At 70.3% G+C, this 23,417-nt stretch carries 19 protein-coding genes, 1 tRNA gene and 1 pseudogene; 6 read left to right on the top strand and 15 right to left on the bottom strand.

Going from position 1 to position 23,417, the window contains the following annotated elements; genetic code table 11:
• Positions 1-183: 183 nt before the first annotated feature.
• From SALPAC2_RS0105170 to SALPAC2_RS0105180, 3 genes and pseudogenes are all read left to right on the top strand, one after another.
• Positions 184-1,368, top strand: coding sequence for a GNAT family N-acetyltransferase (locus tag SALPAC2_RS0105170; protein WP_018215579.1), 1,185 nt, complete (start codon positions 184-186; stop codon positions 1,366-1,368).
• Between the two features lie 453 nt (positions 1,369-1,821).
• Positions 1,822-2,493 (top strand): hypothetical protein, encoded by a 672-nt coding sequence (locus tag SALPAC2_RS0105175; protein WP_018215580.1) that lies wholly within the window; start codon positions 1,822-1,824, stop codon positions 2,491-2,493.
• Positions 2,494-2,691: 198 nt separating this feature from the next.
• A pseudogene (locus tag SALPAC2_RS0105180) lies at positions 2,692-3,425 on the top strand (Tn3 family transposase); the annotation flags it as partial.
• Positions 3,426-3,494: 69 nt separating this feature from the next.
• On the opposite strand, the gene SALPAC2_RS0105185 reads toward SALPAC2_RS0105180, so the two are convergent.
• The 9 genes from SALPAC2_RS0105185 to SALPAC2_RS0105230 form a co-directional block, all read right to left on the bottom strand.
• A complete protein-coding gene (locus tag SALPAC2_RS0105185; RefSeq protein ID WP_018215582.1) occupies positions 3,495-4,316 on the bottom strand; it encodes a hypothetical protein in 822 nt (273 codons plus the stop codon).
• Between the two features lie 756 nt (positions 4,317-5,072).
• Positions 5,073-5,144 (bottom strand) — tRNA-Lys (locus SALPAC2_RS0105195).
• 7 nt (positions 5,145-5,151) lie between these two features.
• A complete protein-coding gene (locus SALPAC2_RS0105200; protein ID WP_033662041.1) occupies positions 5,152-6,021 on the bottom strand; it encodes a carbohydrate ABC transporter permease in 870 nt (289 codons plus the stop codon).
• A 68-nt stretch (positions 6,022-6,089) separates the two neighbouring features.
• A complete protein-coding gene (locus SALPAC2_RS0105205) occupies positions 6,090-7,145 on the bottom strand; it encodes an ABC transporter ATP-binding protein (protein ID WP_018215584.1) in 1,056 nt (351 codons plus the stop codon).
• Entirely contained in the window at positions 7,142-8,467 is a 1,326-nt protein-coding gene (locus SALPAC2_RS0105210; RefSeq protein ID WP_018215585.1) for an ABC transporter substrate-binding protein, read from the bottom strand. The genes SALPAC2_RS0105205 and SALPAC2_RS0105210 overlap by 4 nt, the downstream gene beginning before the upstream one ends.
• On the bottom strand, positions 8,464-9,324 hold the full coding sequence (locus SALPAC2_RS0105215; protein WP_018215586.1) for a carbohydrate ABC transporter permease: 861 nt from the start codon (positions 9,322-9,324) through the stop codon (positions 8,464-8,466). The genes SALPAC2_RS0105210 and SALPAC2_RS0105215 overlap by 4 nt, the downstream gene beginning before the upstream one ends.
• A gap of 25 nt (positions 9,325-9,349) precedes the next feature.
• Positions 9,350-12,145 (bottom strand): beta propeller repeat protein, encoded by a 2,796-nt coding sequence (locus tag SALPAC2_RS0105220; protein ID WP_018215587.1) that lies wholly within the window; start codon positions 12,143-12,145, stop codon positions 9,350-9,352.
• A gap of 121 nt (positions 12,146-12,266) precedes the next feature.
• The gene (locus SALPAC2_RS0105225) at positions 12,267-13,037 is read right to left on the bottom strand and encodes an ABC transporter permease (RefSeq protein ID WP_018215588.1); all 771 of its coding nucleotides are present in this window, start codon (positions 13,035-13,037) and stop codon (positions 12,267-12,269) included.
• Positions 13,034-14,065 (bottom strand): ABC transporter ATP-binding protein, encoded by a 1,032-nt coding sequence (locus tag SALPAC2_RS0105230; protein ID WP_018215589.1) that lies wholly within the window; start codon positions 14,063-14,065, stop codon positions 13,034-13,036. Before SALPAC2_RS0105230 ends, SALPAC2_RS0105225 begins: the two co-directional genes overlap by 4 nt.
• 214 nt (positions 14,066-14,279) lie before the next feature.
• Between SALPAC2_RS0105230 and SALPAC2_RS0105235 the strand changes: the two genes are divergently transcribed.
• Positions 14,280-15,149, top strand: a complete 870-nt coding sequence (locus SALPAC2_RS0105235) for a pentapeptide repeat-containing protein (RefSeq protein ID WP_018215590.1) — start codon at positions 14,280-14,282, stop codon at positions 15,147-15,149.
• An 80-nt stretch (positions 15,150-15,229) separates the two neighbouring features.
• Entirely contained in the window at positions 15,230-15,457 is a 228-nt protein-coding gene (locus SALPAC2_RS0105240) for a hypothetical protein (RefSeq protein WP_018215591.1), read from the top strand.
• A gap of 34 nt (positions 15,458-15,491) precedes the next feature.
• Here the strand turns inward: SALPAC2_RS0105240 and SALPAC2_RS0105245 are convergent, their stop codons facing one another.
• Positions 15,492-16,751, bottom strand: a complete 1,260-nt coding sequence (locus SALPAC2_RS0105245) for a lycopene cyclase family protein (protein WP_026184448.1) — start codon at positions 16,749-16,751, stop codon at positions 15,492-15,494.
• A gap of 280 nt (positions 16,752-17,031) precedes the next feature.
• Here SALPAC2_RS0105245 and SALPAC2_RS0105250 point away from each other — a divergent pair, with 280 nt between their 5' ends.
• Positions 17,032-18,240 carry an MFS transporter gene (locus SALPAC2_RS0105250; protein ID WP_018215593.1) on the top strand — a complete coding sequence of 403 codons (1,209 nt, stop codon included), beginning with the start codon at positions 17,032-17,034 and terminating at the stop codon, positions 18,238-18,240.
• An 88-nt stretch (positions 18,241-18,328) separates the two neighbouring features.
• Here SALPAC2_RS0105250 and SALPAC2_RS0105255 read toward each other — a convergent pair whose 3' ends face one another.
• The 5 genes from SALPAC2_RS0105255 to SALPAC2_RS0105275 form a co-directional block, all read right to left on the bottom strand.
• Positions 18,329-19,573 carry an MFS transporter gene (locus SALPAC2_RS0105255; protein ID WP_018215594.1) on the bottom strand — a complete coding sequence of 415 codons (1,245 nt, stop codon included), beginning with the start codon at positions 19,571-19,573 and terminating at the stop codon, positions 18,329-18,331.
• 116 nt (positions 19,574-19,689) lie between these two features.
• Positions 19,690-20,547, bottom strand: coding sequence for a slipin family protein (locus SALPAC2_RS0105260; RefSeq protein WP_018215595.1), 858 nt, complete (start codon positions 20,545-20,547; stop codon positions 19,690-19,692).
• A gap of 28 nt (positions 20,548-20,575) precedes the next feature.
• Entirely contained in the window at positions 20,576-22,474 is a 1,899-nt protein-coding gene (locus tag SALPAC2_RS0105265; RefSeq protein ID WP_050563165.1) for an AMP-dependent synthetase/ligase, read from the bottom strand.
• A 164-nt stretch (positions 22,475-22,638) separates the two neighbouring features.
• Positions 22,639-22,929, bottom strand: a complete 291-nt coding sequence (locus SALPAC2_RS0105270; protein ID WP_018215597.1) for a hypothetical protein — start codon at positions 22,927-22,929, stop codon at positions 22,639-22,641.
• Complete coding sequence (locus tag SALPAC2_RS0105275) at positions 22,926-23,336, bottom strand: DUF1622 domain-containing protein (protein WP_018215598.1); 411 nt, start codon at positions 23,334-23,336, stop codon at positions 22,926-22,928. The genes SALPAC2_RS0105270 and SALPAC2_RS0105275 overlap by 4 nt, the downstream gene beginning before the upstream one ends.
• Positions 23,337-23,417 lie beyond the last annotated feature (81 nt).

Genomic DNA, 23,417 nt, shown 5'->3' on the forward strand with positions numbered 1-23,417 from the left:
CGAGAGCCGGTAGTCTGTCCCTCTCGCAACCGCCCGCTACGGGCCCAAGCCACCGCGGTGATCGTCCCAGCCTGCTGACACCCGCGGTTGGTGCAGGTCGGCCTCCGATCCTCCTGCCAGCCGCCTTGAAAACCGTTACGCGGCGGCGCACCCCCTCACTAGGCTGCGGCGGTGAACGCACCCGTGGAGATTCGTGAGTTGCACGCCGACGACATGCCGGCGGCGTGGGAGCTGGGCCGGCTCGCGTTCGGTCTGTCGTCGCCGACACCGCAGTCCCCTGTCGCCGTGCCGGGCATCACCCGTTACGGTGCCTTCGACCCTGGTGGGCGGCTGGTGGGCAGAGCCACCGATCTGCACCACGAGCAGTGGTGGGCCGGGCGCCCGGTGACCGCGGCGGACATCGCCTCAGTTGCGGTGTTGCCAGAGGCGCGCGGACGCGGCGTGGCGCGGTCGCTGCTGGGCGCCGTGCTGCGGGGGGCCCGGGAACGCGGCGCGGCGATCAGCGCGCTGTTTCCGACCGTGGCGGCACCGTACCGGAGCTGCGGCTGGGAAACCGGTGGCACGCTGCGCACTGTCGACCTGGCCACCATGGCGCTGCCCCGGCACCGGCCGTCACCCCACCTCTCGGTCAGCCCGGGCACCGCCGCGGACCTGCCCGCCGTCGCGGAACTGTACGAGCGGGTGGCCCGGCACCGGTGTGGTCTGCTGACCCGGCGAGGACCACTGTTCGATGACACCGGCGAGACGGCCGCCCTACCGCCCGGCGTGGACGGGCTAACCCTGGTGCACGACGGGGACCAGCTCGTCGGGTACGCAAGCTGGGAGCGCGGCCAGGGGTACGACGCGACAGCCGTGCTGAGCGTGTTCGACCTGTTCGCCGTTACGGCGGAGGCGGCCCGAGAGCTCGTCGGTGTGCTTGCCGGCTGGCAGAGCGTCACGCCGACACTGCGCCTGTGCCTGCTGGGCCACGACGCGGTGAGCGCGCAACTGCCCCTGGAGATCGCCCGCGAGCACCAACAACAGATGTGGATGCACCGGCCGGTCGACGTCGTCCGAGCGGTGCAGAGCCGTGGCTGGCCGCAACATGTACGGGGCCAGGTCGATTTCGCGCTCGACGACGTCCTGGCACCGTGGAACACCGGTTCCTGGCGCCTAGAGGTCGCCGACGGCTCAGCCAGTTTGCAGCGTACGGACTCTGAACCCACGCTGCGCCTGGCCGTACAGGGCTTCGGGTTGCTCTATCTCGGCGCCACGACAGCGCAGGCCGTCGCGGAGGCCGGCCTGCTGCGCTGCGTCCCGGGGACAGACCCCGGGGCGCTGGACCTGCTCGGCGCCGGACAGCAGGCGGAACTGCTCGACTATTTCTAGGGCGTCGCAGGTCAGTCGGCTCCGCGCTTCGGTAGCTGGCCTGAGGGACTGAGTTACCGGCTAGTGTCCCGTGATCCTGTTGGGTTTACTTAGCGTTGTTGTCGACAAGTTGTTTGATGCTGGTCTGTACAAATTGGACCGTGGCGACGATTTCGCCGGCCTTCGCTGTCCACTGGAATGGGCGGGGGTTGACGTTCCAGGGGGCCGACTCTGGCAGAGACCGGTATTCAAGTGGTCTGTGTTCGATGCCGTCTCGTCGATCGTGTCACGCGTGTGAGCGTCGAATGTGCTGCCAATGGGGTTCGCGGCGAGGGTGTCGGCCCCGTTCGGCCGGTTGACTGGCCGAGTCGTGTAATCCAACCGTCTGGTATTCCGATCAACGAGCCAAGGCTTGGTGACTCTTCGTGCTGGGCTGCGGGTGGCGAGGAGCCGGGGAGCTCGTCGAGGTTAGATGTGCCGGTGACGGTTCATGACGTGGCGCGTGCCCTGCCGGACATCCTGACGCTTCGCGAACGGTGTCGAGCGCTCGCGATGCTGGACGCGATCATGAGCCCTGAGTGGGAGTCGCGGTACTACTCGTTCAATACGCGCTGGGCGCCGGATGAGCAGATGGCCTCCATGAGGAACGGATCCGGCGACGAGTGGTCGATCGTCTTCGCGTCGGCTGGTGCGTTCGTCCGGGGTTTCGACCACGAGTCGCCGATGAGCCCGGCCAACAACGATGAGGAGCTGTGGCCGGGACTGGTCGATACCGTGCCGCAGATCTTCTCAAGCTATGTCGACGAGCCGGCGTTCAGTTACGAAGGCACGTTGGAAGCAACGGTGTGCCTATGGCGTCAGCACGGCGACGACCGGTGGCACGCCGGAGAACTCGCTCTTCCTGGCGGTGATGATCCGGATGGTGCTGACAAGCTGTTCCGCGTGCTCGCTGACGGCGCTCCGGTGGCGTACCAGCGTTTCGCCGAGGACTACTACGGAAGAGCCGTGAACCTTGAGGCCGTCAGCGAGGTGTTCGCCGGACACCCGTTAACCGACGAGTTGGTGCGTCGCCTGAACGGTGACCTTCTGGTGGCCGATCTCGCCGAGGACCTCGCTGAGATCGGTTACCCGTCCCGGCCGGTGTAGCGGTTCCAGGTTCCGCCAGCAGCGGCGTGATGGCGGTGGGTGATGGTGTGGTGGAAGCCGAGGGCTTGGGCGACGACCCGAGGGCGTCGCGGTAGGCCGACAACCGCGCGTTGAGCTGGGCAAGCCCGACCCGCGGCGCCCGTTCCGAAGGCCACAGCGCCGCCTGCAACCAGCAACGGGGCACGAGGTGTCCAGGTAACAACATTAGCGAACTTTGCCCTGTTCGACCTGGTCGGCAAGCAGCTCTCGCCGCGGATCCGGGACCTCGGGAAGATCACCCTGTACCGACCAGACCCCGCGCCGACTTCCTGGACCGGTACCCGTGCGCCGGGGCGCTGCTGACCCGGCGGCTGAACCTGGACTTGATCACGGACATGTGGGACGACCTGCGGCGCGTCGCCGCATCGGTGCAGGGCGGGCACGCCACCGCGGCGCTGGTGGTCGGGAAGTTGTGCTCCTCGAAGCGTCAGCAGAACGCGCTGACCAGCGCGATCAAGGAGTACGGGGCGTTGCGCCGTACGGTCTACGCGGCCCGGTACCTGGCGGACGAGACGTACCGGCGGCGGATCTCCCGGCAGCTGAACAAGGGCGAGAACCTGCACGCCCTACGCCGCAGCCTCGTGTACGCCGGCGAGGGGGCGCTGCGGCGCCGGCACCACGAGCAGCAGACCGAGCAGATGTGGTGCCTGACCCTCGCTACCAACGCGATCGTCTGCTGGTCCACGGAGTACCACGGTCTTGGCGTGGCCGCCCTACGCAGAGACGGCCGCGAGGTCGACGACGAGGTCCTGGCGCACATCTGGCCCACCCACCACGAGAACGTGCACTTCTACGGCACCCACTCGGTCGACATCGACGACGAACTCGCCCAGCTCGACACCGACGGCTACCGGCCGCTACGGCTGGCCGAGCCTGCCTCGGTAAGCATCTGACCGACGGCCCTCCGTAAGCGGCGGCTCTGTCATGCGCTGCCGTTCACGGAGGTCGTCTGTCGGCGCTTGTCACCGCGTCGGGAAGCGGATACGCAGGTAGGCACGGTCATCGAAGCTGTCTTGCCCAGGCAGGACCCCTTTGGTTCCTGCCAGTTCGGCCACGCACCAAGGGTCCTTCTCCAGGAGTAAGGCAAGCTTCGACTCGGAGTCGGCCAAGGTCTCGCCGATGACCGGATAGCCGTCGCTGGCGATCACCAGTTCGTCGATGTCATCGGGGACCGGATGCACTACCACCAACGACGGAGGAATCGGCCGTCCGTCAATGGCGGCATACCCATACGGTCCGATCCTGTTACGCAAGGCGCCCTGCCGCCGGGTTAGAGCTCGCGCCGCGAGTCGACCCGGATCCACTTCCGATACCCGATCCATACTGATCGTTCCGGCGGCGGCCTCCGCGGCGAGAACGGCGGCGCGGAAGGACGCCGCGACCTCGTCGACCAGTTTGCGCGGCTGACCGACCGACGCGGGCAGCCCTCGATACGCGAATCCGGCGTCACCGACCTGCCAGACCTCACGACGCGCTCGCGAATAGACGGTAACCGCCGCGCTCGGCCGTTCGGATGCGATCAACTCCGAGTCGATGCGGGCCGCCAGTTCCGCGGTCATGGCCGCAGCAGCCGTGTGCGCGTCGACGTCACGCGGAAGCCGCCGCACGGCATCCCGGCAAGCCGCCATGGCCCACCACCCGCCCGCCATGTTCCCGTAACGCCGGCCACTCACATCTGTAGCGCCGTCGATAACCGCCGCGTGCTCAGCGGTCACGACGATCGCGTCCTCGCACACTTCCGGATCCCCGTACTTACCCAGTACGAACTGCTCCACGATCTCCACAGATTCGATGCTCGCTCACAAGACGTTTGAACACTGGACCGGGAGTAGCGCTGATAATGATCTTGACCGTGTCCGTCGGCGATGGCCTCCTTCCGGATGGTGGCTCTAGAGCACATCGGCTCTGTGACACAGAATCCCGTACTCTCTGTCACAGAGCCATTGATCCAGCCGTTGCCACCTGCGGGACGCTGTCACTGTGGCGAGGGCGACTCGGCCACATTCTGTGTCACATCACCGGAAGAGGTCGCTGAGGTGTCCGTGATCCCGCTACCGACCGCCCGGCGCCCGGTGGCGCTCGTGGTCGCCGTCGACGCGTTCCTCGACCGGTTCCGTGACGACCCGGCCACCCGCGCCACCTACACCGAGCCCCTGCGTCGGCTGCGCGAGACCGCCGGGGATCAGATGCCGGTCACCGGGCTCACCCCGCAGCTCTACGAGCAGACGATGGCGCGCTGGGACCAGGGCGCGGCGAACACCTGGAACAAGCACCTGTCCGTGCTGACCTCGTTCACCGCCTACTGCCGCCGCCAGGACTGGCTGACCACCGACCCCGGCCGGCGCCTGGAACGCCGCAAGGTCACCAGGACCCGCGACAAAGCCATCCCCCGCGCCCGCCTGGAGCGGCTGTTCACCGACGACCGCCACCCGCTACGCGAACGGGTCCTCTGGCGGATGCTCTACGAGACCTGCGCCTGCGCCGAGGAAGTCCTCAGCCTCGACGTACCCGGATGGAATTTCGCACAACGCGTCACGTTGTGGGCCGCCAGGGACTCGAACCCCGAACCCGCGGATTAAGAGTCCGACGGAAGCCACGGAACCGACAGGCCCTGAGTGATCACAGTCGATAGAAGGCCCGGTAGCGGCGGAACAGCCGCCACTGCACCACCACTGCCACCACCGTCAGCAGCATCATCACCAACGTAGCGGCGGCGGCATAGCCGTAGCGCAGGTACTCGAAGCCGGTGCGGTAGATGAACAACGACAGGTAGGTGGTGGCATACGGCGGTGGACCGCCATCGGTCACCACGAACGCCGGCACAAAGGAGAAGTGCAGGCTGGCGATCAGATCCCGCACCACCAGCAGCGCCAACACCGGCGCCATCAGCGGCAGGGTGACGCGGCGGAAGACGTCCCAACCGGTGGCATCCTCCAGGGCCGCCACCTCATAGACGTCCGCTGGCAGGGCCCGCCGGGCGGCGAGCAGCACCACGAAGGTCTCGGCCATGGTGAAGACGCTCATCAGGATGATCGCGGCGCGGGCGTCAGTGGGGTCGGTGAGCCACTGCGGCGGGGTACGACCGAGCATGGTCAACCCGTTCTCGCCACCGACCCGCAACAGCTGGTTGATCGGGCCGTACAAGGGGTTGAACAGCCAGAGCCAGAGCAGGCCATAGGCGATCTCGGGTACCGCGGTCGGCAGCAGCGCCGCGACCCGTGCGGGACGGCTCCCGAACGACCGGCGATGCAGCAGCAGCGCCAGGCCCAGTGCGAGCAGCACCCGAAGCGGCACGGCCACCAACGCGAACACCAGCGAGTTGGTCAGCGCGACCCGGAACACCGGGTCCGTCACCAACTCGGAGACGTTCGCCAACCCGGCCCAGCTCGGCGGATTGACCAGGTCGTACTCGGTGAAGGCCAGGGCGAGCGTGACCGCGGCGGGGAACAACACCAGACCGACCAGGCCGACCAGATACGGCGCCAGCATCACCGCCACCTGCCGGTGCCCGCGCGCCGCCGGCCCCACCCCGGCGCGCGACCGCTCCCTGCTCGCCCTCAAGAGGCACACCGGAGCCCGGTGGTGGCGTCGAAGACGTGCGTATCGGCCCAGCGAACCCCGACTCGAACCGCGTCGCCGCGCGCGGGCCGGTGGGCGGCCGGCACCCGGGCCACCACCGGGTTGCCGGCGCGGAGGGTGAGGTAGGCGTAGGCGTCCGTGCCGACCACCTCAACCCGGTCAACGGTCGCCGCCGCGCCGTCGGGCTCCCCCAACACCACCGCCTCCGGGCGGAATCCGATCTCGCGGTCGCCGGCCATCCCCGCCGGCGGGGCACCGGACGGGTGGATCGGGCCGGAGCCGGGAAGCACGTTCATCGCCGGGGAGCCGACAAACCCCGCCACGAACCGGCTCGCCGGGGTGTGCCAGATCTCGTCCGGCGTACCGACCTGCTCCACCCGGCCGTCGCGCAGCACCGCGATCCGGTCGGCCAGCACCAGCGCCTCGGTTTGATCGTGGGTGACGTGCAGCATCGTGGCGCCGAGCCGGTCGTGCAGGGCCCGCAACTCGGCCCGCATCTGCACCCGCAGCGCAAGGTCGAGGTTGGACAGCGGCTCGTCGAGGAGGAAAACGTCCGGCTCCCGCACCAACGCCCGGGCCAACGCGACGCGCTGTCGCTCACCGCCGGAGAGCTGCCCGGGTCGCCGGCCGAGCAGGTGCGCCGCGCCGACCTGCTCGGCGGCGGCCCGGGCCCGCTCCCGGGCCGCCGCCTTCGGGACATCCCGCACCACCAGGCCGAACTCGATGTTCTCGGCGACGGTCAGGTGGGGAAAGAGCGCGTACGACTGGAAGACCATCGACACGTTGCGCCGGCCGGGACGGTCGGCGGTGACATCCCGGCCGGCGATCCAGACCTGCCCGGTGGTGACCGGTTCCAGGCCGGCCACCACCCGCAACAGCGTCGACTTGCCGGCGCCGGAGGGGCCGAGTACCACCAGGAGTTCTCCCCGGGCCACGGTCAGCTGCAGCTGCTGCAGAACGGTGACGCCCCGGTAGGCGGCACTCACTCCGTCCAGAGTCAGTCCGGCGTCGTGGGTCAGATCGGCATCGCTCACCCGTGCTCACCACGGGCGAACAGCGGGCGGGTCTGCTCATCGAGGGCGCGGATGACCTCGTCCAACCGGTCGCCCCGGTACAGCGCGTTCTCCAGGATCCCGGCGGTCACGTCCTCGACCTCCGGCCAGGTGGAGATGGTCGGCAACGTCCGGAGAGTGGGAACCGTGTCGAGGAAGACCGTCGCGTTGCGCGGTGGCTGGGACGAGTCGAGGAACACCGGGGACTGCGAGACACCGATATGGGACGGCACCGTCCGCCCGGTGGCGGCGATGATCTCCTGCCCCTCGGCGGAGATGGCGAACTCCAGGAACCGCCACGCCGCGTCCTTCCGCTTGGCACCCCGGGTCATGCAGTACGCGTCCGAGTGCAGCACCCCGACCTGGTCCTGGTAGACCGGCAGCGGGGCGACGTCCCACTCGAAGTCGGTGATTGAGCGAAAAGTGGTGGTGGAGCGCCGCGAGGACATCAGCATCGCGAGTCGACCGTTGGCGAAGCGGGACTCGTCATCCTCCGCCTCGACCTCCTCGTCGGTGGGCACCACCCCGTACGCCTGGCGGAGGTCAACCAGGTTCTTCAGCGCCTCCCGGCCGGGCGGGGTGTCCAGGGTGAGCCGCGTCGGTCGGTCCGGATCATCGACGATCTCACCTCCGGCGGACCAGGTGAACGGGGCTACCCGGATGATCGACGGCTCGATGCCGAGCCCGTGCACGGCCGGGCGGGCAGCGGCTCCCTCGCTCTCGGTGCCCTTGACCACCACCCCACGGTCGTCCCGGGTCATCGCGATGGCGGTCCCGACCATGTCGTTCCAGTTCCAGCCCGCCTTCGGCTCGGGGACCTGGTATTTGGCGAAGAGGGTGCGGTTGTAGTAGACGGCGAGACTGGAGACGTTCTGCGGCAGGCAGAGCTGCTTGCCGCCCCAGCTGAAGGCCTCCATCGCCACCGGATAGTAGTCAGCGGGATCCACCTTCTCGGAGGCGGCGATCCGCTCGTCCAAGGGCTCCACCACGTTCTTCGCGGCGAACTGGCCGTAGAAGCGGTAGTTCATCAGGAACAGGTCCGGTGGGGCGCCCCCGGCGACCGAGGTGGCGAGCCGGGCCAGTAGGTCCTTGCGGTCGCTGGCCTCGATCAGCTGTACCTCGTTACCGGGTCGCGCCTGACCGTACGCCTCGATCAGCGTGCGATACGCGGCCAACTCCTCTGGCGCGCCGAAGACCAGCAGCCGCACCGGCCCGTCGGCGGCGGCCCCGGATCCGGCCCCGCAGCCGGACCCGAGGAGCACAGTCGCGAGCAGCGCCGCCAGCAGCGCCTTGGGTCTTCTCATGGCCGGTTCCGTCCTGTCTGGTCATCGTGGTGGAAAAATCGGCGCTGGGCTAATCCGAAGACCAGCACGGCGGGGCCGGTTGCCAGGACCGCCCCGGCCAGGAACACCGGGAAGTTCGTCGGGTCCAGCACCGACAGCGAGCGCAGCGCCAAGGGCAGGGTGAACAGGTCACGGTCGTACACGTAGATCAGTGGATCGAGGAAGTTCGACCAGGTGAACACGAAGGTCAGGGCGGTGATCGCGGCGGTGACCGGACGCACCATCGGGAGTGCGACGCGCCACCAGATGCCCATCGGCGTCATGTCCTCCACCAGACAGGCGTCGTAGAGGTCCCGCGGCAACGCCCGGAAGGCCAGGTAGTAGACCAGGACGTAGAGCGGGGAGGTGCCCAACAGCGCCGGAGCGATCAAGGGCACCAGCGTATCGGTCAGCCCGAGCACGCGGAAGATCGCGAACCGGGGTACCAGCAGTGCGGTGGCCGGCACCATCAGGGCTACCAGGGAGGCCATGACGACGAGCGCGGCCCGCCGGGGTGCGAGCCGGGCCAGCGCGAAGCCGGCCAGCGCGGCGACCAGCACACTCAGCGGCACGGCGACGACCGCGACCAGCAGCGAGTTGAGTGCGGCCCGCAGCACCCCGCCGACCGCCAGGGCCTGCCGGTAGCCGGCGGTGGAGACGGGGTCGGGGATCAACTGCGGGGTGGGGGACGGTGGCAGGCCGGGCTCGGTGAGCGAGCCCGAAACCAGTAGCAGGAGCGGCGGGACGAAGACGAGCAGGACGAAGAGCGAGCCCAGTGCGCGCCAGATCCGGCCGATCTGCCCGGACAGCGGTGGGGGGCCGCTGGCGCGGCCCCCCACCCGGTTGGTGGTGTGAATAGTCGACCTACTTCAGGTTGAGCTGCCAGGCGCCGAGGCCGTGCGAGGCCGCGTAGAGGACCCGCTCGCCCGGCACGATGGTGAGCCCGGCGACCTCCACATTCGGCATGCCACCGCCGGCCTTGGTCCAGCTGGTCCGCCCGTCGGCCAGCCGCAACACGCCGAAGTCGGTCGAGGCGTACAGGTCACCGGTGACGTCGTCCCGAACCAGGTCGGTGATCGGCTGATCACCGAAGTCGTACGAGCGGTCGGTCCAGGTCGCCGTCGTGCCGGCGGTCGTCACCTCGAAGGCGTGCCCGAGCGTCTCCGGCGTGTTCGAGTTGAAGCCGCTGTAGGAGACCCATGCCCGGTTCGGGTCAGCCGGGTCGATGTGGACACTGGTGACGAAGCGGTTCGGAGTCTCCGAGTTGTCGATCCGGGTCCAGGTCACCTCGGCGGCCGACTCGGCGTCAACGTTGTGGCTGACGAAGACCCGACCGGTGCTGGTGGCCGCGTAGGCGGTGGCGGAGTCGGTGTCGACCCGCTGAACCACCGAGACCGCGCCGCCGGCCCGGTCCCCCCACGCCCCGTCGGTGAGCGGCGTGGAACCCAGCTCCTCCCAGTCCCCGCACTGCTCCTCGAAGGTGCCGGTCCAGGTGTTGCAGATCCGGTTGGCCTCCTCGATGCTGCGGTCGCCCAGACCGAAGGTCTTCGTCCGGTACACCGAGCGACCGGTGCCGGCGAACATCGTGCCGCTGACCACCGGGTCGCTGATCACCGGCGCGTAGAAGAGGGTGCCGGGCTGGCCGTAGATCGGATCCGCGGTCCAGATCCACTCGGCGATGTCGCCGCCGGCGAAGTTCACCTCCGGTGACGCGTCGAAGAAGGTGTGGAAGCGGAACTCGGGCTTGCCGACGTCGAAGCCGGAGGCGCCGCCGTCACCGATCATCGTGTTCGACCAGCGCCGCCGCTCGCCGTTGTTCTCCCAGGTCCCGTTGTCCTGGGTGCCGCCCTGCAGCAGGTTCACGTCGTGCGGGCTGACCGACAGGCTGATGAACTGCAGCGTGTTCATGCCCTTGTTGACGCTCTCCAGCTTGCTCGGAATCCGGGAGAGCATCTGCTTGCAGCGATCCTGCTGGGCCGCCGTGGTCAGGTTCCGGTCCGGGTTGTCACACCAGGAGGATCGATCGACGAATTCCCCGCTGGAGCGCATGATCCCGCCGTCGTTGGCCTCGAAGAACTGATACGGGTCCCGCGGGTGGGTCACGATCGCGTGCTGGTCCGGGTGCAGACCGTTCGGGTGCAGCTCGTCGGTGCCGTCGAAGGTCATGTCGGTGCCGCTGACCCCGGCGTCGGTGGAGAGGACGACGGCCCGCTTGTGCGCGACCGTCTCACCGTAGACGTAGGAGCCACCGGTGTAGACGATGTCCGGATGCCCCGGCGGGGTGTGCACGAACATGTCGTACCAGCACTGGCCGGTGCACTGGTTGTAGGTGGCGTACCCCGGGTCTGCCGGGTTCGAGCTACTCAGGTCGGTGAACGTGGGGGTTCCGCCGGCCACGTCGTCGCTGCGCAGCAACCGCGAGTACGGGTTACCGAAGTTGCCCTCGTAGACGTACATCCGGGTCTTGCCGTTGGGCAGGGCGGTGACGTCGATGGCGGCCCGGGTCTGGAACAGGTCCGGGTTGAGCGACGGCTTGATCTGCGTCCAGCTGGCTCCGGCGTCCGGGGAGCGCCAGACACCGCGGGCGTACGACGACGCGTACACGATGTCGGAGTTCTCCGGGTCGAGCTTGACGTAGCGGACGCCACGCGGCGAGCAGATCGCGTTGTTGTCGAACTCCTCGGCGTCGCCGGTGCAGTCGGTGGCGGCGGCCGAACCGTTGTGGATGAAGTTCCAGTTCTCGCCACCGTCGGTGGTCTTGTAGAGGCCCCACTTCTCGGCGTCGGGCACCGGTCGGGTCACGCCCGTGCAGCAGGCGCTGGACATGCCGCGCAGCGCGGTGGTGGTGGCGACGTAGATGGTCTTGGGGTCGTCCGGCTCGATGGTGATCTCGGCGATGCCCTTGCCGGCGAGTACCTCCTTACCGAGCGGGCCCTGCCAGGTCAGTCCGCCGTTGGTGGACCGGTAGAGACCGACGCCGGCGACACATCCGGAGCCGCAGATGTTGGCCTCACCGGTACCGACGTAGATGGTGAGCCCGTGCCGGTCGTTGCGGTCGATCTTGACCGAGCCGGCCGCGTTGATGCCGAGCGGCCCACCCAGGTAGAACCACTTCGGCTCGGCGGCGAGGATGTTGAGCGTGCCCCAGACGCCACCACCGGCGGGCGTGGCGTACGCCCGGCAGAGCCACCGGTTGCAGTCGGGGCTGATGTCGAGGGAGGTCACCCGGCCACCGGCGACGTACTCGTTGGGAACGTAGTTGAAGGCGTTGCGGTACTCGGTGAACGGGTAAACCGCCTCGCTCGGCCCGACGTTGGTCCACCGTTGGCCGCCCCGGAACCGGCGCTCCGCCGCTGCGAAGTCCGCCTTCGCGCGGTCGACCTCGGCGAGGCTCACCTCGTTGGCCGGGTAGGCCCGCTTGAGGAACTCCTGCTGCGCGGCGCCGCCCGGGCCGTCCAGCGACATGCCGTCGTTGCCCGGTATTGACCGGCGCATCTGCTCCAGGTGGGCCCCGAGGGCGTTCGGTAACTCGCCGTCCCCGGTCGCCGCGGCGGCGGCCGGCACTTCGGTGCCGGCAAGGTGGATTCCGGCAACACCCGTCGTCGCGGCGAGGGCAACGATCGCTAGTCCGGCGAGTAGCTGGCGACGTCTGCGCTTCACAAGGTTCCTCCCGAAGAAGGCGTCGCCGCAGCGCGGCCTCCGGGATTGGCAACCGTCACTGGCAGCGTCCATCCAGGAGGATGTCAGAGGAGACGCGGCAGGCACAATCCCCTGCCGCAACTCAGTCGACGAATCTGGGTGAACCCTGGTCCCAGCGGAAGGTGCGGACCGCCAGCCACACCACCACGGCCGTGGTGGCGAGCACCACCAGGATCGAGAGCCACACCGGGTGCTGGGGTGAGCCGTCCGGCATCTGGGTGAGCATGAGGTCCGCGAAGAAGGTACTCGGGAGCAGACCCAGGGTGGTACGGACGGCGTCCGGCAAAAGCTCCATGGGGAAGGCGAGGCCGCTGAGGAAGAGGGCGGAGAGCTGGACCAGCGTGCCCACGTTGGTGGCGGCGTCCGGCGAGGCCAGGCGGCCGCCGATGAGGTAGCCGACGCCGCCGAACATGGCCAGGCCCAGGAGGGCGATGCCGAACAGCGCGGGCAGCCGGGCTGGTTCCACTTTGCCCAAGCCGCCGGCCACCGCGAGCAGGGCGACCGTCTGGGCGGTCACCATGAGGACCCGCGGGAACATGTGGGTGCGGATGAGACGGGCTCGACCCACGGGGGTGGTGCCTAGGAGGCGCAGGGTCCCGTTGGTCCGCAGGGTGGCCAGCGGGCCAGCCGTGACGGTGAGCGCGGAGCTGGTGACGGCCAGGAAGATGGCCATCGGGATGACCAGCTGGATGAAGTCCGGGGCGCCGCTCTCCGGTGGGACGACCGCGCCGATGCCGAGAAAGATGGCCAGCATTCCGAAGGGGAAGAAGAGCGCGAAGTAGAAGTACCGGGGCTCGCGGAGGAGTTCGCGGGCGTGGAGCATGGCCAGTTCGCGGGTGGCAGTGGTGATCACGCCGTGGCCCCTTCCGGGTGGCTGTCCGCAGGTGCGCCTTCGGCGGCGTGCTGGAACGGCACGCCCGTGAGGTGGCGGAAGACCGCCTCCAGGCCTGCTTCCCTGAGCTGGATCCGGGTGGCCGCGAGGGGGCCGGTGAGCTGGCTGAGTACGAGGTCGGAGTCGCGGGTGCGAACGGTGACGCGGGTGCCGTCAGCGGTGTCGTGGGATTCCACGTGGGTAACGCCGTCGGCGGCGCGCAGGCCGGTGAGGTCGGTGCCGGCGGCGACGGTGAAGCGGACCTCGCGTTCCGGTGCGTGGTGGGCGATGAGCTCCTGGGGCGCTCCGGCGACGGTGACCTTGCCCTGGTGGAGGATGGCCACCCGGTCGCAGAGCGTCTCGGCCTCCGCCATGGAGTGGGTCGAGAGCAGAACCGTGCCGCCGCCGACGCGGTGGCCACGGATCGCGGACCAGAGTTCCTGGCGGGCGTTGGGATCGAGGCCGGTGGAAGGCTCGTCGAGAATCAGGACCCGGGGGCGGGAGATGAGGGCGGTGCCGACGAGCAGGCGTTGGCGTTGTCCGGCCGAGAGCTTGGCCACCCGGACATCCCGGGATTCGGTGAGGCCGATGCGCTCGATGATGGCCTCGGGGGCTTCGGGCGCCGGGTAAAAGGAGGCCCAGACCCGCAGGAGTTCGGCGACAGTCTGCTGCGGGAAGAGCGCTGCCTGCTGGGGCTGGATGGCGACCTGGCGGCGCACCTCGTCGCGTTCGGTCGTGGGGTCAAGTCCCAGAATGCGCACGGTCCCGGAGGTGGGGCGGCGCAGGCCGGCCAGCAGCTCGATCGTGGTGGTCTTCCCGGCTCCGTTCGGGCCGAGGAGGCCAAAGATCTCGCCGTGGTGGACCGTCAAATCGACCCCGTCCGTCGCGGTCTTCGTAGTGCCGTGGGGGCCGGGGTAACGCTTGGTGACGGCGGTGAGCCGGATCGCCGCCTCCCGTGGTGAGTCGGCCTCGGGACCGGGTGCGGTGGCGTCGACGTCCAGTTCGCGCATTTCCGAGTCAGCCTCTCGTGGTTACTGCTAAGAACCCGCCGAGTCGCACATGGTTCCGTGCCATGACAACCCCCTTCCCGACCCTTGCCTCAACCCAGTCCATAATTACGGGCGAGGTCAACATCGCAGCCGCCGCACATCGGGCCACACCTCCGACGCCGGGGCAAAGTCGGAGGGTTCGCATCGAGCGCCCCGCGCAGGAGAGTCGGTCAGCATGACAGCGGTCGGCCCGGAGGAGCTGCGCGCCGACTGCTCCCGATGCGTAGGGATCTGCTGCGTGGCGCCCGCCTTCGCCGCCTCGGCCGACTTCGCGATCGACAAGCCGGCCGGACGACCCTGCCCGAACCTGCGCCCGGACCTCCGCTGCGGGATCCACTCCGAGCTGCGCAGCCGCGGCTTCCCCGGCTGCACCGTCTTCGACTGCTTCGGCGCCGGCCAGCGGGTGACCCAGGTGACCTTCGGGGGGCGGGACTGGCGGGACGACCAGCCCACCGCCCGGGCGATGTTCGACACCTTCACCGTGGTACGGCCGCTCCACGAACTGCTCTGGCATCTGACCGAGGCACTGACGATGGAGCTGCCCGCACCACTGCGGGCCGCGCTGGCCGAGGCGCTGGCCACCACCGACCGGCTGGCCGGCGGCGACCCGGAGTCGCTGCGGTCGCTGGCCGTTGACACGCATCGGAGCGGAGTCGTTCCGCTGCTGGCCCAGGCCGCTGACCATGTCCGGGCCCGGGGTGGCCGGCCTGGCGTCGACCGACGCGGTGCCGCCCTGCTCGGTGCCGACCTGCGCCGAGTCGACCTGCGTCGGGCGAGTCTGCGCGGCGCCCAGCTGGTCGGTGCCGACCTGCGCGGGGCCGACCTGACCGGCGCGGACCTCACCGGTGCGGACCTACGCGGGGCCGACCTGCGTGGCGCGGATCTGTCGGGCGCTCTCTTCGTGCACCAGTCTCAGCTGGATGCGGCCCGCGGCGACCGGGCCACCGGTCTTCCGCCGCAGCGCAGCCGACCCGCGCACTGGGCAGCCCCGCCGCGCGCTCGGGGCGGCTCCCCGCGTTTCTCCGGGCGGCGTCCGGGTAGGTGAAGCCGGGTAAGCCGACTTCGGTCGCCGCGGCAGGTGCGGGGGCCGGGCGGTCACCGGGAGCCGACGGGCGGGAGTGCGCCATGACCGAGCAACACCGCTTCGACCTGGCCGATACGGACGAACCGGACGGCGTCACGGCGATGGAGGCGTCGCTTCGGCCGCCGGGCGAGTCGCTGCCGCAGACCGAGGACGTCGGTGACGACTTCGCCGACCTACCCGCCGAAGACCGGCGATCGGCGCGGGAGATCAGTCGGGCCGGTTACGACGTGGCGGACGTGTCCGGGGCCGTCGACCCGAACCGGGAGTGAGCCCGGCACGGCGGCACTCGTACAGCAGGGTAGGTCACTCGTCCGGCTGGGGGCGTCGCCTCGCACCGGTGACCGGCGGCGGGACCTGCCCGGCGACGGGACGCCGCCACGGCAGGAGCCGGTCCCGCAGCCGGGCGGCGGCGTCACCGGCGGTGGCGGTGAGCATCGGTGCCACCGGGGTAGTGCCCATCAGCGCGACCTCCTCGGCCGGGCTGGTGGTCCCGTCCAGGAAGCGCAGCACCCGCTCGGCCGGGTTGCGGTCGAAGAGCCGGTCGAAGAAGGCGGGACCGCCCACCCCACCGCGGTCCAATGCCCGCAGCGCGACCGCGTCCAGCCACCGGTGCCGGCGGGGGTACGCGGGTGCCGGCACCGGCGCCCGCCCGTCGGCGAGGGCCGCGGCGATCTGCCCCGCCTGCCGGTGCATGGCGGCGAACGTGAAGCCGGTGGAGGGTCGGGTGGCGCCACCGCCGGTGCCGAGGCGGACCACCCGGGGCGAGGGCCGCGGGTCGAACGGACCGTCGGTCATCGGGATAACCCCGTTCTCCACCTCCCGCACTCGCAGCCGGGCCGGGTCCAGCCCGAGCCGGTCCCGGTACCCGGCCAGCGCCGCGTCGTAGCCGGCGTCGGTGAGTAGGCCGGGGGTGAACTCGGTGTACTCGACCAACGCGTACCGGTCGTTGACCGGCAGCACGTACCCGAACGAGACCCCCCGGATCGGCTGCGGGGTGCGGAAGTCCATCAACACCGCCCGACCCGGGTCGAAGAGCGGCCGGTCGGCCTCGAGCCACCAACCACGGAAGTGCTGCAACCAGTTGGTACGCCCGGCTCGCCGGGGTGGGCGCGGCCGGGAGTCGAGGACCCAGGATGCCCGTAGCGTCGATCCGCCGGCGTGGACGGTGACCCGGTCGCCGTCGTCCTCGACCGCCTCGGCCCGGGCGCCGACGCGGACCGCGCCGAGCCGCCGCTCGGCGCGGGCGGCCCGCTCGTAGACGGGGGCCGAGCGCAGCATCGCGTACCGCAGCGGGGCGAGGTCGAGCACGCGGTGCCGCTCGGGGGTCGTCACCTCCACCCGGGACCAGCTCGCCGTCAGCAGCGGGTCGAGCCCGTCGTCGGGTCGGCCCCAGAAGGCCCAGGTCCGGTCCGCCCCGCGACGGTGCACCGGATCGATCACCGCCACCCGTAGGCCACGCACGTCCCGCCGGTCTAGGGCGGCGAGCACGAGAGATCCCGCGCCGCCCCCTCCGACCAGGGCGAGGTCAACGTCGACGGTGGGCACCCTCACACGCTGCCACACTCACGGTCGGGGCCACCGGCCGGACCGGCCGCCCCGCATTCACCGGCGTCACCGGGTCAGCCGAGCGGTTCTCGCATCCACCCGATCGCGGCTATCCTGGCCGTGATCGACAGTTAGGAGTTGGCATGCGCCAGGGCAAGGTCACGGTCACCGCTTCGCCGCGAGAGCACACCGCGCGCTAGCCGGTTCCACCGTCGGGCTCGGACCCGACGGTGTAGCGCTCCTCGCCGCGAAGCGGTCGCTCCCAAAGACGACCGTTTCCCTTGCTCGAGGAGCTGTTTTGCGTGCCCTTGTATCCGCGCGTCTCGGCGCGGACTTCACCAAGCTGTGGACCGCCTCGGCCGTGTCCAACATCGGTGACGGAGTCACCATGGCGGCCGGTCCACTGCTGGTCGCCGCCATCACCACCAATCCGGCGCTCATCGGTGGCGCCGTCTTCGTCCAACAACTGCCCTGGCTGCTGTTCGCCCTGATCAGCGGCGCCTACGTGGACCGGCTGGACCGCCGCAAGCTGGTGGTGGCCGTCAACGCGCTGCGCGCCGCGGCACTCACCGCGCTGACCCTCGCCGTCGCCACCGACACCGCCACGGTCGCGCTGGTCTACGCGGTGTTCTTCCTCCTCGGCACCGGGGAGACCCTGGCCGACACCGCCGCTGGCGCGTTCCTGCCCGCCATCGTGGCACCGGACCAGCTGGCCAGCGCCAACGCCCGGCTGATGGCGACCTTCACCATCGCCAACCAGTTCGTCGCCAAGCCCCTGGGGGCGTGGCTGTTCGTCATCGCCGCCGCCGCGCCGTTCGGCGTCAACGCCCTGACCTTCGCCGTGGCCGCGGCGCTGGTGGCGACGATCCGGCCGATCCCCGCCCTTCCGCCGGTGGCACCGCGCCGGAGCCTGCGGGAGGAGATCACCGACGGGGTCCGCTGGCTGTTCGGACATCGACTGCTGCGTACGCTCGCGGTCAGTATGGGGCTGGCGAACCTCGCGTTCTGCGCCGCCTTCGCCACCCTGATCCTCTACGCCCGGCAGCGACTGGGCCTGTCCGACCTCGGCTTCGGCTTCCTCCTGACCACCTTCGCCGTCGGCGGGTTGGTCGGTACCGTCCTCGCGCCACGGCTACAACGGATCGTCGGGGCCGGCACCCTGCTCCGCGCGGGCCTCGTCGTCGAGTTCGTCACCCACGTCGCCCTGGCGATCACCACAACCCCACTCGTCGCCGCCGCCATTCTGATCGTCTTCGGGATCCACACCATGGTGTGGGGCGTCATCGTGGTAACGCTGCGCCAACGCGTCGTGCCCGCGCACCTGCTCGGCCGGGTCGGCAGCGTCTACTCACTACTCGATCTCGGTGGAGCGGCCCTCGGTTCGCTCCTCGGCGGCCTGCTCGCCGGGGCGTGGGGACTCACCACACCGTTCTGGGCCGCCGCCGTCGTGTTGGCGCTCATCGCTGTCATCGCCTGGCGACCGCTGCGTACGGCATCGGCCGTCTGACGCGTACGTGGCGCCCCGCTCCGCCCGGACCTCGTCCTGGTCGGAGCGGGGCGCCCGCGCGCGTACGCTGTCACATCCACGGCCTGGATCATCGGCGGACCGGTCGTACGGCGGCCACCAGCAGCGCCACGACGAGGTAGGGCGCCACCGCCACCGCGAACGCGACCCGGTTGCCGGCGACGGTGGCGAGCAGGCCGTACCCGACGTAGCACGCGATGATCGTCGTGTCGGTCGCCATCCCGGCGAGCGAGGTGACGGTGGCGCGGGCCGGACCGACGATCCGCGCCTGGAGCCGGACGTCGGCGAGCACAGTGGCCAGTTGGAAACCGCAGAAGGCGACGCCCACCAGCAGGAACCCGACCGGGTGACCGATCAGCGCGCCCACGGCGAGCGCCCCGGCGGCCCCACCGATCAGGCCGGCGTACCCGCGGCGGCCCAGCCGCTCCCCCGCCGGGGCGAGCAGGCCGCCGACGGCGACACCGACCCAGGTGAGTACGAGCAGCAACGGCACGGCCGGCCCGCTCGCCCCGACGTCTCGGGCCAACAGCGGAAGGTACTCGTCGAGCGCCCCCCATCCGGCCGCGACGGCGGCGACCAGCAGCACCGCCGCGCGCACCGCCCGGTCGGCGTGCGCCTCGGCCAGCCCGCCCCGCAGGGAGGCCCACCAGCCGGGTTCACCGTCGTCGGGGTCGGCGTCCGGTCCGGGGGCCGGCTCGCGGTGCTCCGGTAGGCGGGTGGCGACGGCGGCAGCCCCCAGGCAGGCCAGGACGCTCGTTACGCCGAGAGCGGGGTAGCCGCCGAGGGCGAGTACCGGCGCCGCCAACACGAGGGAGGCCAACACGCCGAGGGTTTCCGCGGTGCGGGCCCGGCCGATGACACGGGCGTACCGGCTGGCCGCGCCGAGCCCGTCCAGGCCGGTGTAGACCAGGGCCTCCAACGCACCGGAGGCGAGCGCGCCGCCGACGCCCCAGAGCAGGAAACCCACCGCGAAGGCCGGGTACGAGGGCACGAGTGTCCAGAGCGCGAAGCCGGCGGCGGTCACCAGCGGCGCGAGGCAGAGCAGCAGCCGCCGGGAGACGGCGTCGGCCAACGCCCCGGAGGGGACCTCCAGCACGATCGAACTGGCCGACCAGATGACGAACAGGGTCGAGATCTGCCACACCGTCAGACCGGTGTCGGTGAACAGCAGCGGGTAGACGGGGTACAGCAGGACGAGGTCGCGCAGGAACGCGTACCCGTAGAGGGTTGCCGCGAGTGACCGGACCTGCCGGTCGGGCGCGGCGATCGGGCCCGGGCGCGGGCCACCTCTCGGTGCGGTCGGGTCGGAGATCATCGTTTCTTCCCGTGGGTTGGGTGCGGACGCCGGAGGTACGGCGACCGCGGTGGCCCACGGGAAGGGCACTCAGCGGTGGATCAATGTCGCCAGGTCATGCGGCCGATGGTAGCCGTTCACCGGGCCGGGCGCAGCCCGTCGTCGCGGCGGTGCCCGTCACCGGCCACCGCCGCTGCCTGCTCCGCCACCGTCTCGTCCTGGTCGGTCGGGGCGCCGCGCGCGTACTTGTCGAAGAAGCGCAGCAGCTCCACCGGGAACGGCATCACCAGGGTGCTGTTCTTCTCCGCCGCCACATCCGACACGGTCTGGAGCAGCCGCAGTTGGTAGGCCCCCGGGGTGTTGGCCATGGTCTGGGAGGCGTCGGCGAGCCGCCGGGACGCCTGGTACTCACCGTCGGCGGCGATGACCCGGGCCCGCCGGTCCCGCTCGGCCTCGGCCTGCCGGGACATCGACCGCTTCATCCCCTCCGGCAGCGAGACATCCTTGACCTCGACCCGCTCGATGTTCAGCCCCCACGGCCCCTCGGTCGGGTCGTCGATCACCGACTTGAGGTCGGCGTTGACCTTGTCCCGGTCGGCGAGGAGGGTGTCCAGGTCCACCTTGCCGATCACCGAGCGCAGCGCGGTCTGCGAGATCTGGAGCACCGCTGCCGGATACTTCTCCACGTTCACCAGGGCCTTCACCGGGTCCACGACCCGGAAGTAGACCACCGCATCGACCTTGAGGGTCACGTTGTCCCGCGTGATCGCCCCCTGTGCCGGCACGTCGATCACCGTGGTCTGCATGCTCACCCGGACCATGCGGTCCACGATCGGAATGATCAGCCGCAGGCCGGGTTCCCGGACGGGCAGCACCACCCGCCCGAAGCGGAAGACCACCCCGCGTTCGTACTGCTGCACGATCCGCAGGCTCAGGGCGCCGAGCAGCGCCAGAACGACCAGCACGATCACCACGCCGATGAAGCCGGCTGCCATGGCACCCCTTCCGGTACGCCCGCCCAGCTCAATGGCCCTGGTACAGGGCGTTGACGTCGTCGCTGAAGTGTTCCTCGACCACACTTTTTTTGATCTTGAGAATGGGGGTGAGTTCGCCATCGGCCTCGGTGAGATCCCGGGGCAGGATGCGGAAGGTCTTGACCTGCTCGGCCCGGGAGACGGTCGCGTTCGCCCGGTCAACGGCCGCCTGGATCTCGCCACACAGCTCCGGGTCGTCCCGCAGCTCGGCCACGGTCGCGTCGTCCGAACGGCCATGCTCGGAACGCCACCGATCCCAGGCCGACTGATCGATGGTGATCAGCGCTACGACGTAGGGGCGACCGTCGCCGATCAGCATGCACTGGCTGACCAACGGGTGCGCGCGGATCGCCTCCTCGATCGGCGCGGGCGCGAGATTCTGCCCCGAGGCGGTAACGATGATCTCCTTCTGCCGCCCGGTGATCCGCAGAAAGCCGTCCGAGTCAAGCTCTCCCAGGTCACCGGTCCGCATCCACCCGTCCTGGGTGAACACCGCCCGGGTTGCTTCCGCGTTGTTCCAGTACCCCGGGAAGACCGGGTCGCCGCGGGCGAGGATCTCACCATCGTCGGCGATCTGGATCCGCACCCCCGGCAAAGGTCGACCGACCGTGCCGACCCGCTGTGTGGTCGGCGTGTTCACCGTCAACGCCGGGGACGCCTCGGTGAGTCCGTACCCCTCCAACACCAGCAGGCCCGCGCCCCGGAAGAAATGTCCCAGCCATTCGCCGAGCGGCGCCCCGCCGACAATCGCCGCGGAGCACCGACCGCCCAGGGCGGCCCGCAGCTTCCGGTACACCAGCAGGTCGAACCCGCCTCTGGCGAGCCGGAGCAGGGGGTTCGGGCCCCAGGAGCGATCGAGGCCGTGGCTGTACCGCACCGCCACCCGCTCGGCGAGCCGGAACAACCAGCCCCGCTGGCTCTCCTCGGCCTTCTGCCGGGCCCGACTGTGCAGCTTCTCGAAGACCCGGGGCACCGCCAGGACGAACGTCGGCCGGTGCCGGCGCAGCTGCTCCAGCACACCCGCGATGTCGGCGCTGTGCACCATCGTGCTGCGGGTCTGCACCACCCCGACCTGGATCATCCGGGCGAACGCGTGGGCCAGCGGCAGGAACAACACCGTGGTCGCCCCGGCGTGGAGCAGCTGCGGCAGCACCGAGACCGCGGCGCTCACATCGCAGTGAATGGAACGGTGGGTCAGCACACAGCCCTTTGGCCGGCCGGTCGTTCCGCTGGTGTAGACGATCGTGGCCATGTCACCGCCGGTCACCCGACGACGCCGGCCGTCCACCACCGCGTCCTCAACCGCACGGCCCTGGCCAGCCAGATCGATCAGATCGCCGGCGTCGATCTGCCACACGTCGCGCAGCGCCGGCAGGTCTGAACGTTGGCTGGCGACCAACTCGGCCTGACCGGCGGTCTCCACCACGCAGCCCACCACGCCCGCGTCTGACAGGACCCACCCGAGCTGGTCCGCGCTGGCCGTCTCGAAGACCGGCACCGACACCGCCCCGATCGCCCAGAGGGCGTAGTCGACCAGGGTCCACTCGTACCGGGTGCGGCTGACCAGCCCGACCCGGTCACCGTGCCCCACCCCGGCCGCGACGAAGCCGCGGGCGAGGCTGAGTACGTCGTCCCGGAACTGGGCGCACGTCACCGGCACATCCCCACCGCGCACCGAGCGCCGCGCGAACCAGGCGCGGGACACCGGTGCGGGCCGGACGAACTGCACCGCCTCCGGTTCCTCCCGGGCGTTGGTCCACACCTGCTCGGCCAGCCCCGGCAGCACCCCGCCGATCTCCTCCACCGGCGAGGCCACGACCTCCTGCACCTTGCTACCCCCGGTAGCCTCACCACCGGCACCTGGCGTGCCGGCGCTCGTACCACCCATCGTGCGACCGGCGGCGGCACCGGCGGCGGAACTACCGGCAAACCGGCCCGGGTGCCGCGCCGACGTGGTACGACAGCGGTCGAGATCCACGCCGCCTACGGGCTGGGGCATGACCCGTCGCGTACGCCGGGCAGTTGGCGGCAGGACGACTGACGACGGTGCGGCTAGCGGACCGGAGGGCGCCGCGACAACCCACGCTCCGCTGGCCCTGGCTGGCCCCCGCCGGTGGTCAAACCCACTCGGACCACCTGGCGGATCACCATGATCGCCACTACGTAGAGCAGGTTCTCCCCCACCGGCGCCGGGGCGAGCCGCAGCAGACTGGCGGCCAACCACAGGTCAAGGCCGACGTGCAGGGCCAGGCGCCCATCCCGGGACACCAGTAGGACCACCGCGGCCGAGCCGATGCCCGCGGCGATGCAGGCCAGGGTGGCGTACTCGACCAGGGTGTTCACGGGGTGTGCTCCTTACCCGCCCGCTTCGGGTCGGTGGACCGGGGCGAGCCGAACTCGGCGATCTCGCGGCGCTCCTGCTTGAGCTCACGGGCGAGGAAGAAGTTCAGGGCGGTTCGGATCGCCGCCACGGCGGCCAGCTCGGAGATGTCCAGCAGGGTGGGGGCGACCGAGGTGCGCATGATGTCCGAGGCGAGTTGAAACTCCAGCCCGAGGGTCAGGAACCGGCCGAGAGTCAGCCGGATCGGTACGAACGCCCGGCTCCGCCGGTGCCACAACCCCGCGAGCAGGAACCGGACGAACGCCATCATCGCCCCGACGAAGATGATGAGGATGCCGGCGGCCTCTACCACTCGCACCAGGAGGTCCACCGCTTCCAAGAACCAATGCTGGTCGGCCATGCCATCCATACCAGCGGCTCCACGCCGCCGCGAGCGCCGGCACGCCGGGACAACACCCGATCGCGTCGCCGTCGGCCGGTCCCGCCCCGC

Source organism: Salinispora vitiensis (genome assembly GCF_000378825.1).
GTDB classification, from domain to species: domain Bacteria; phylum Actinomycetota; class Actinomycetes; order Mycobacteriales; family Micromonosporaceae; genus Micromonospora; species Micromonospora vitiensis.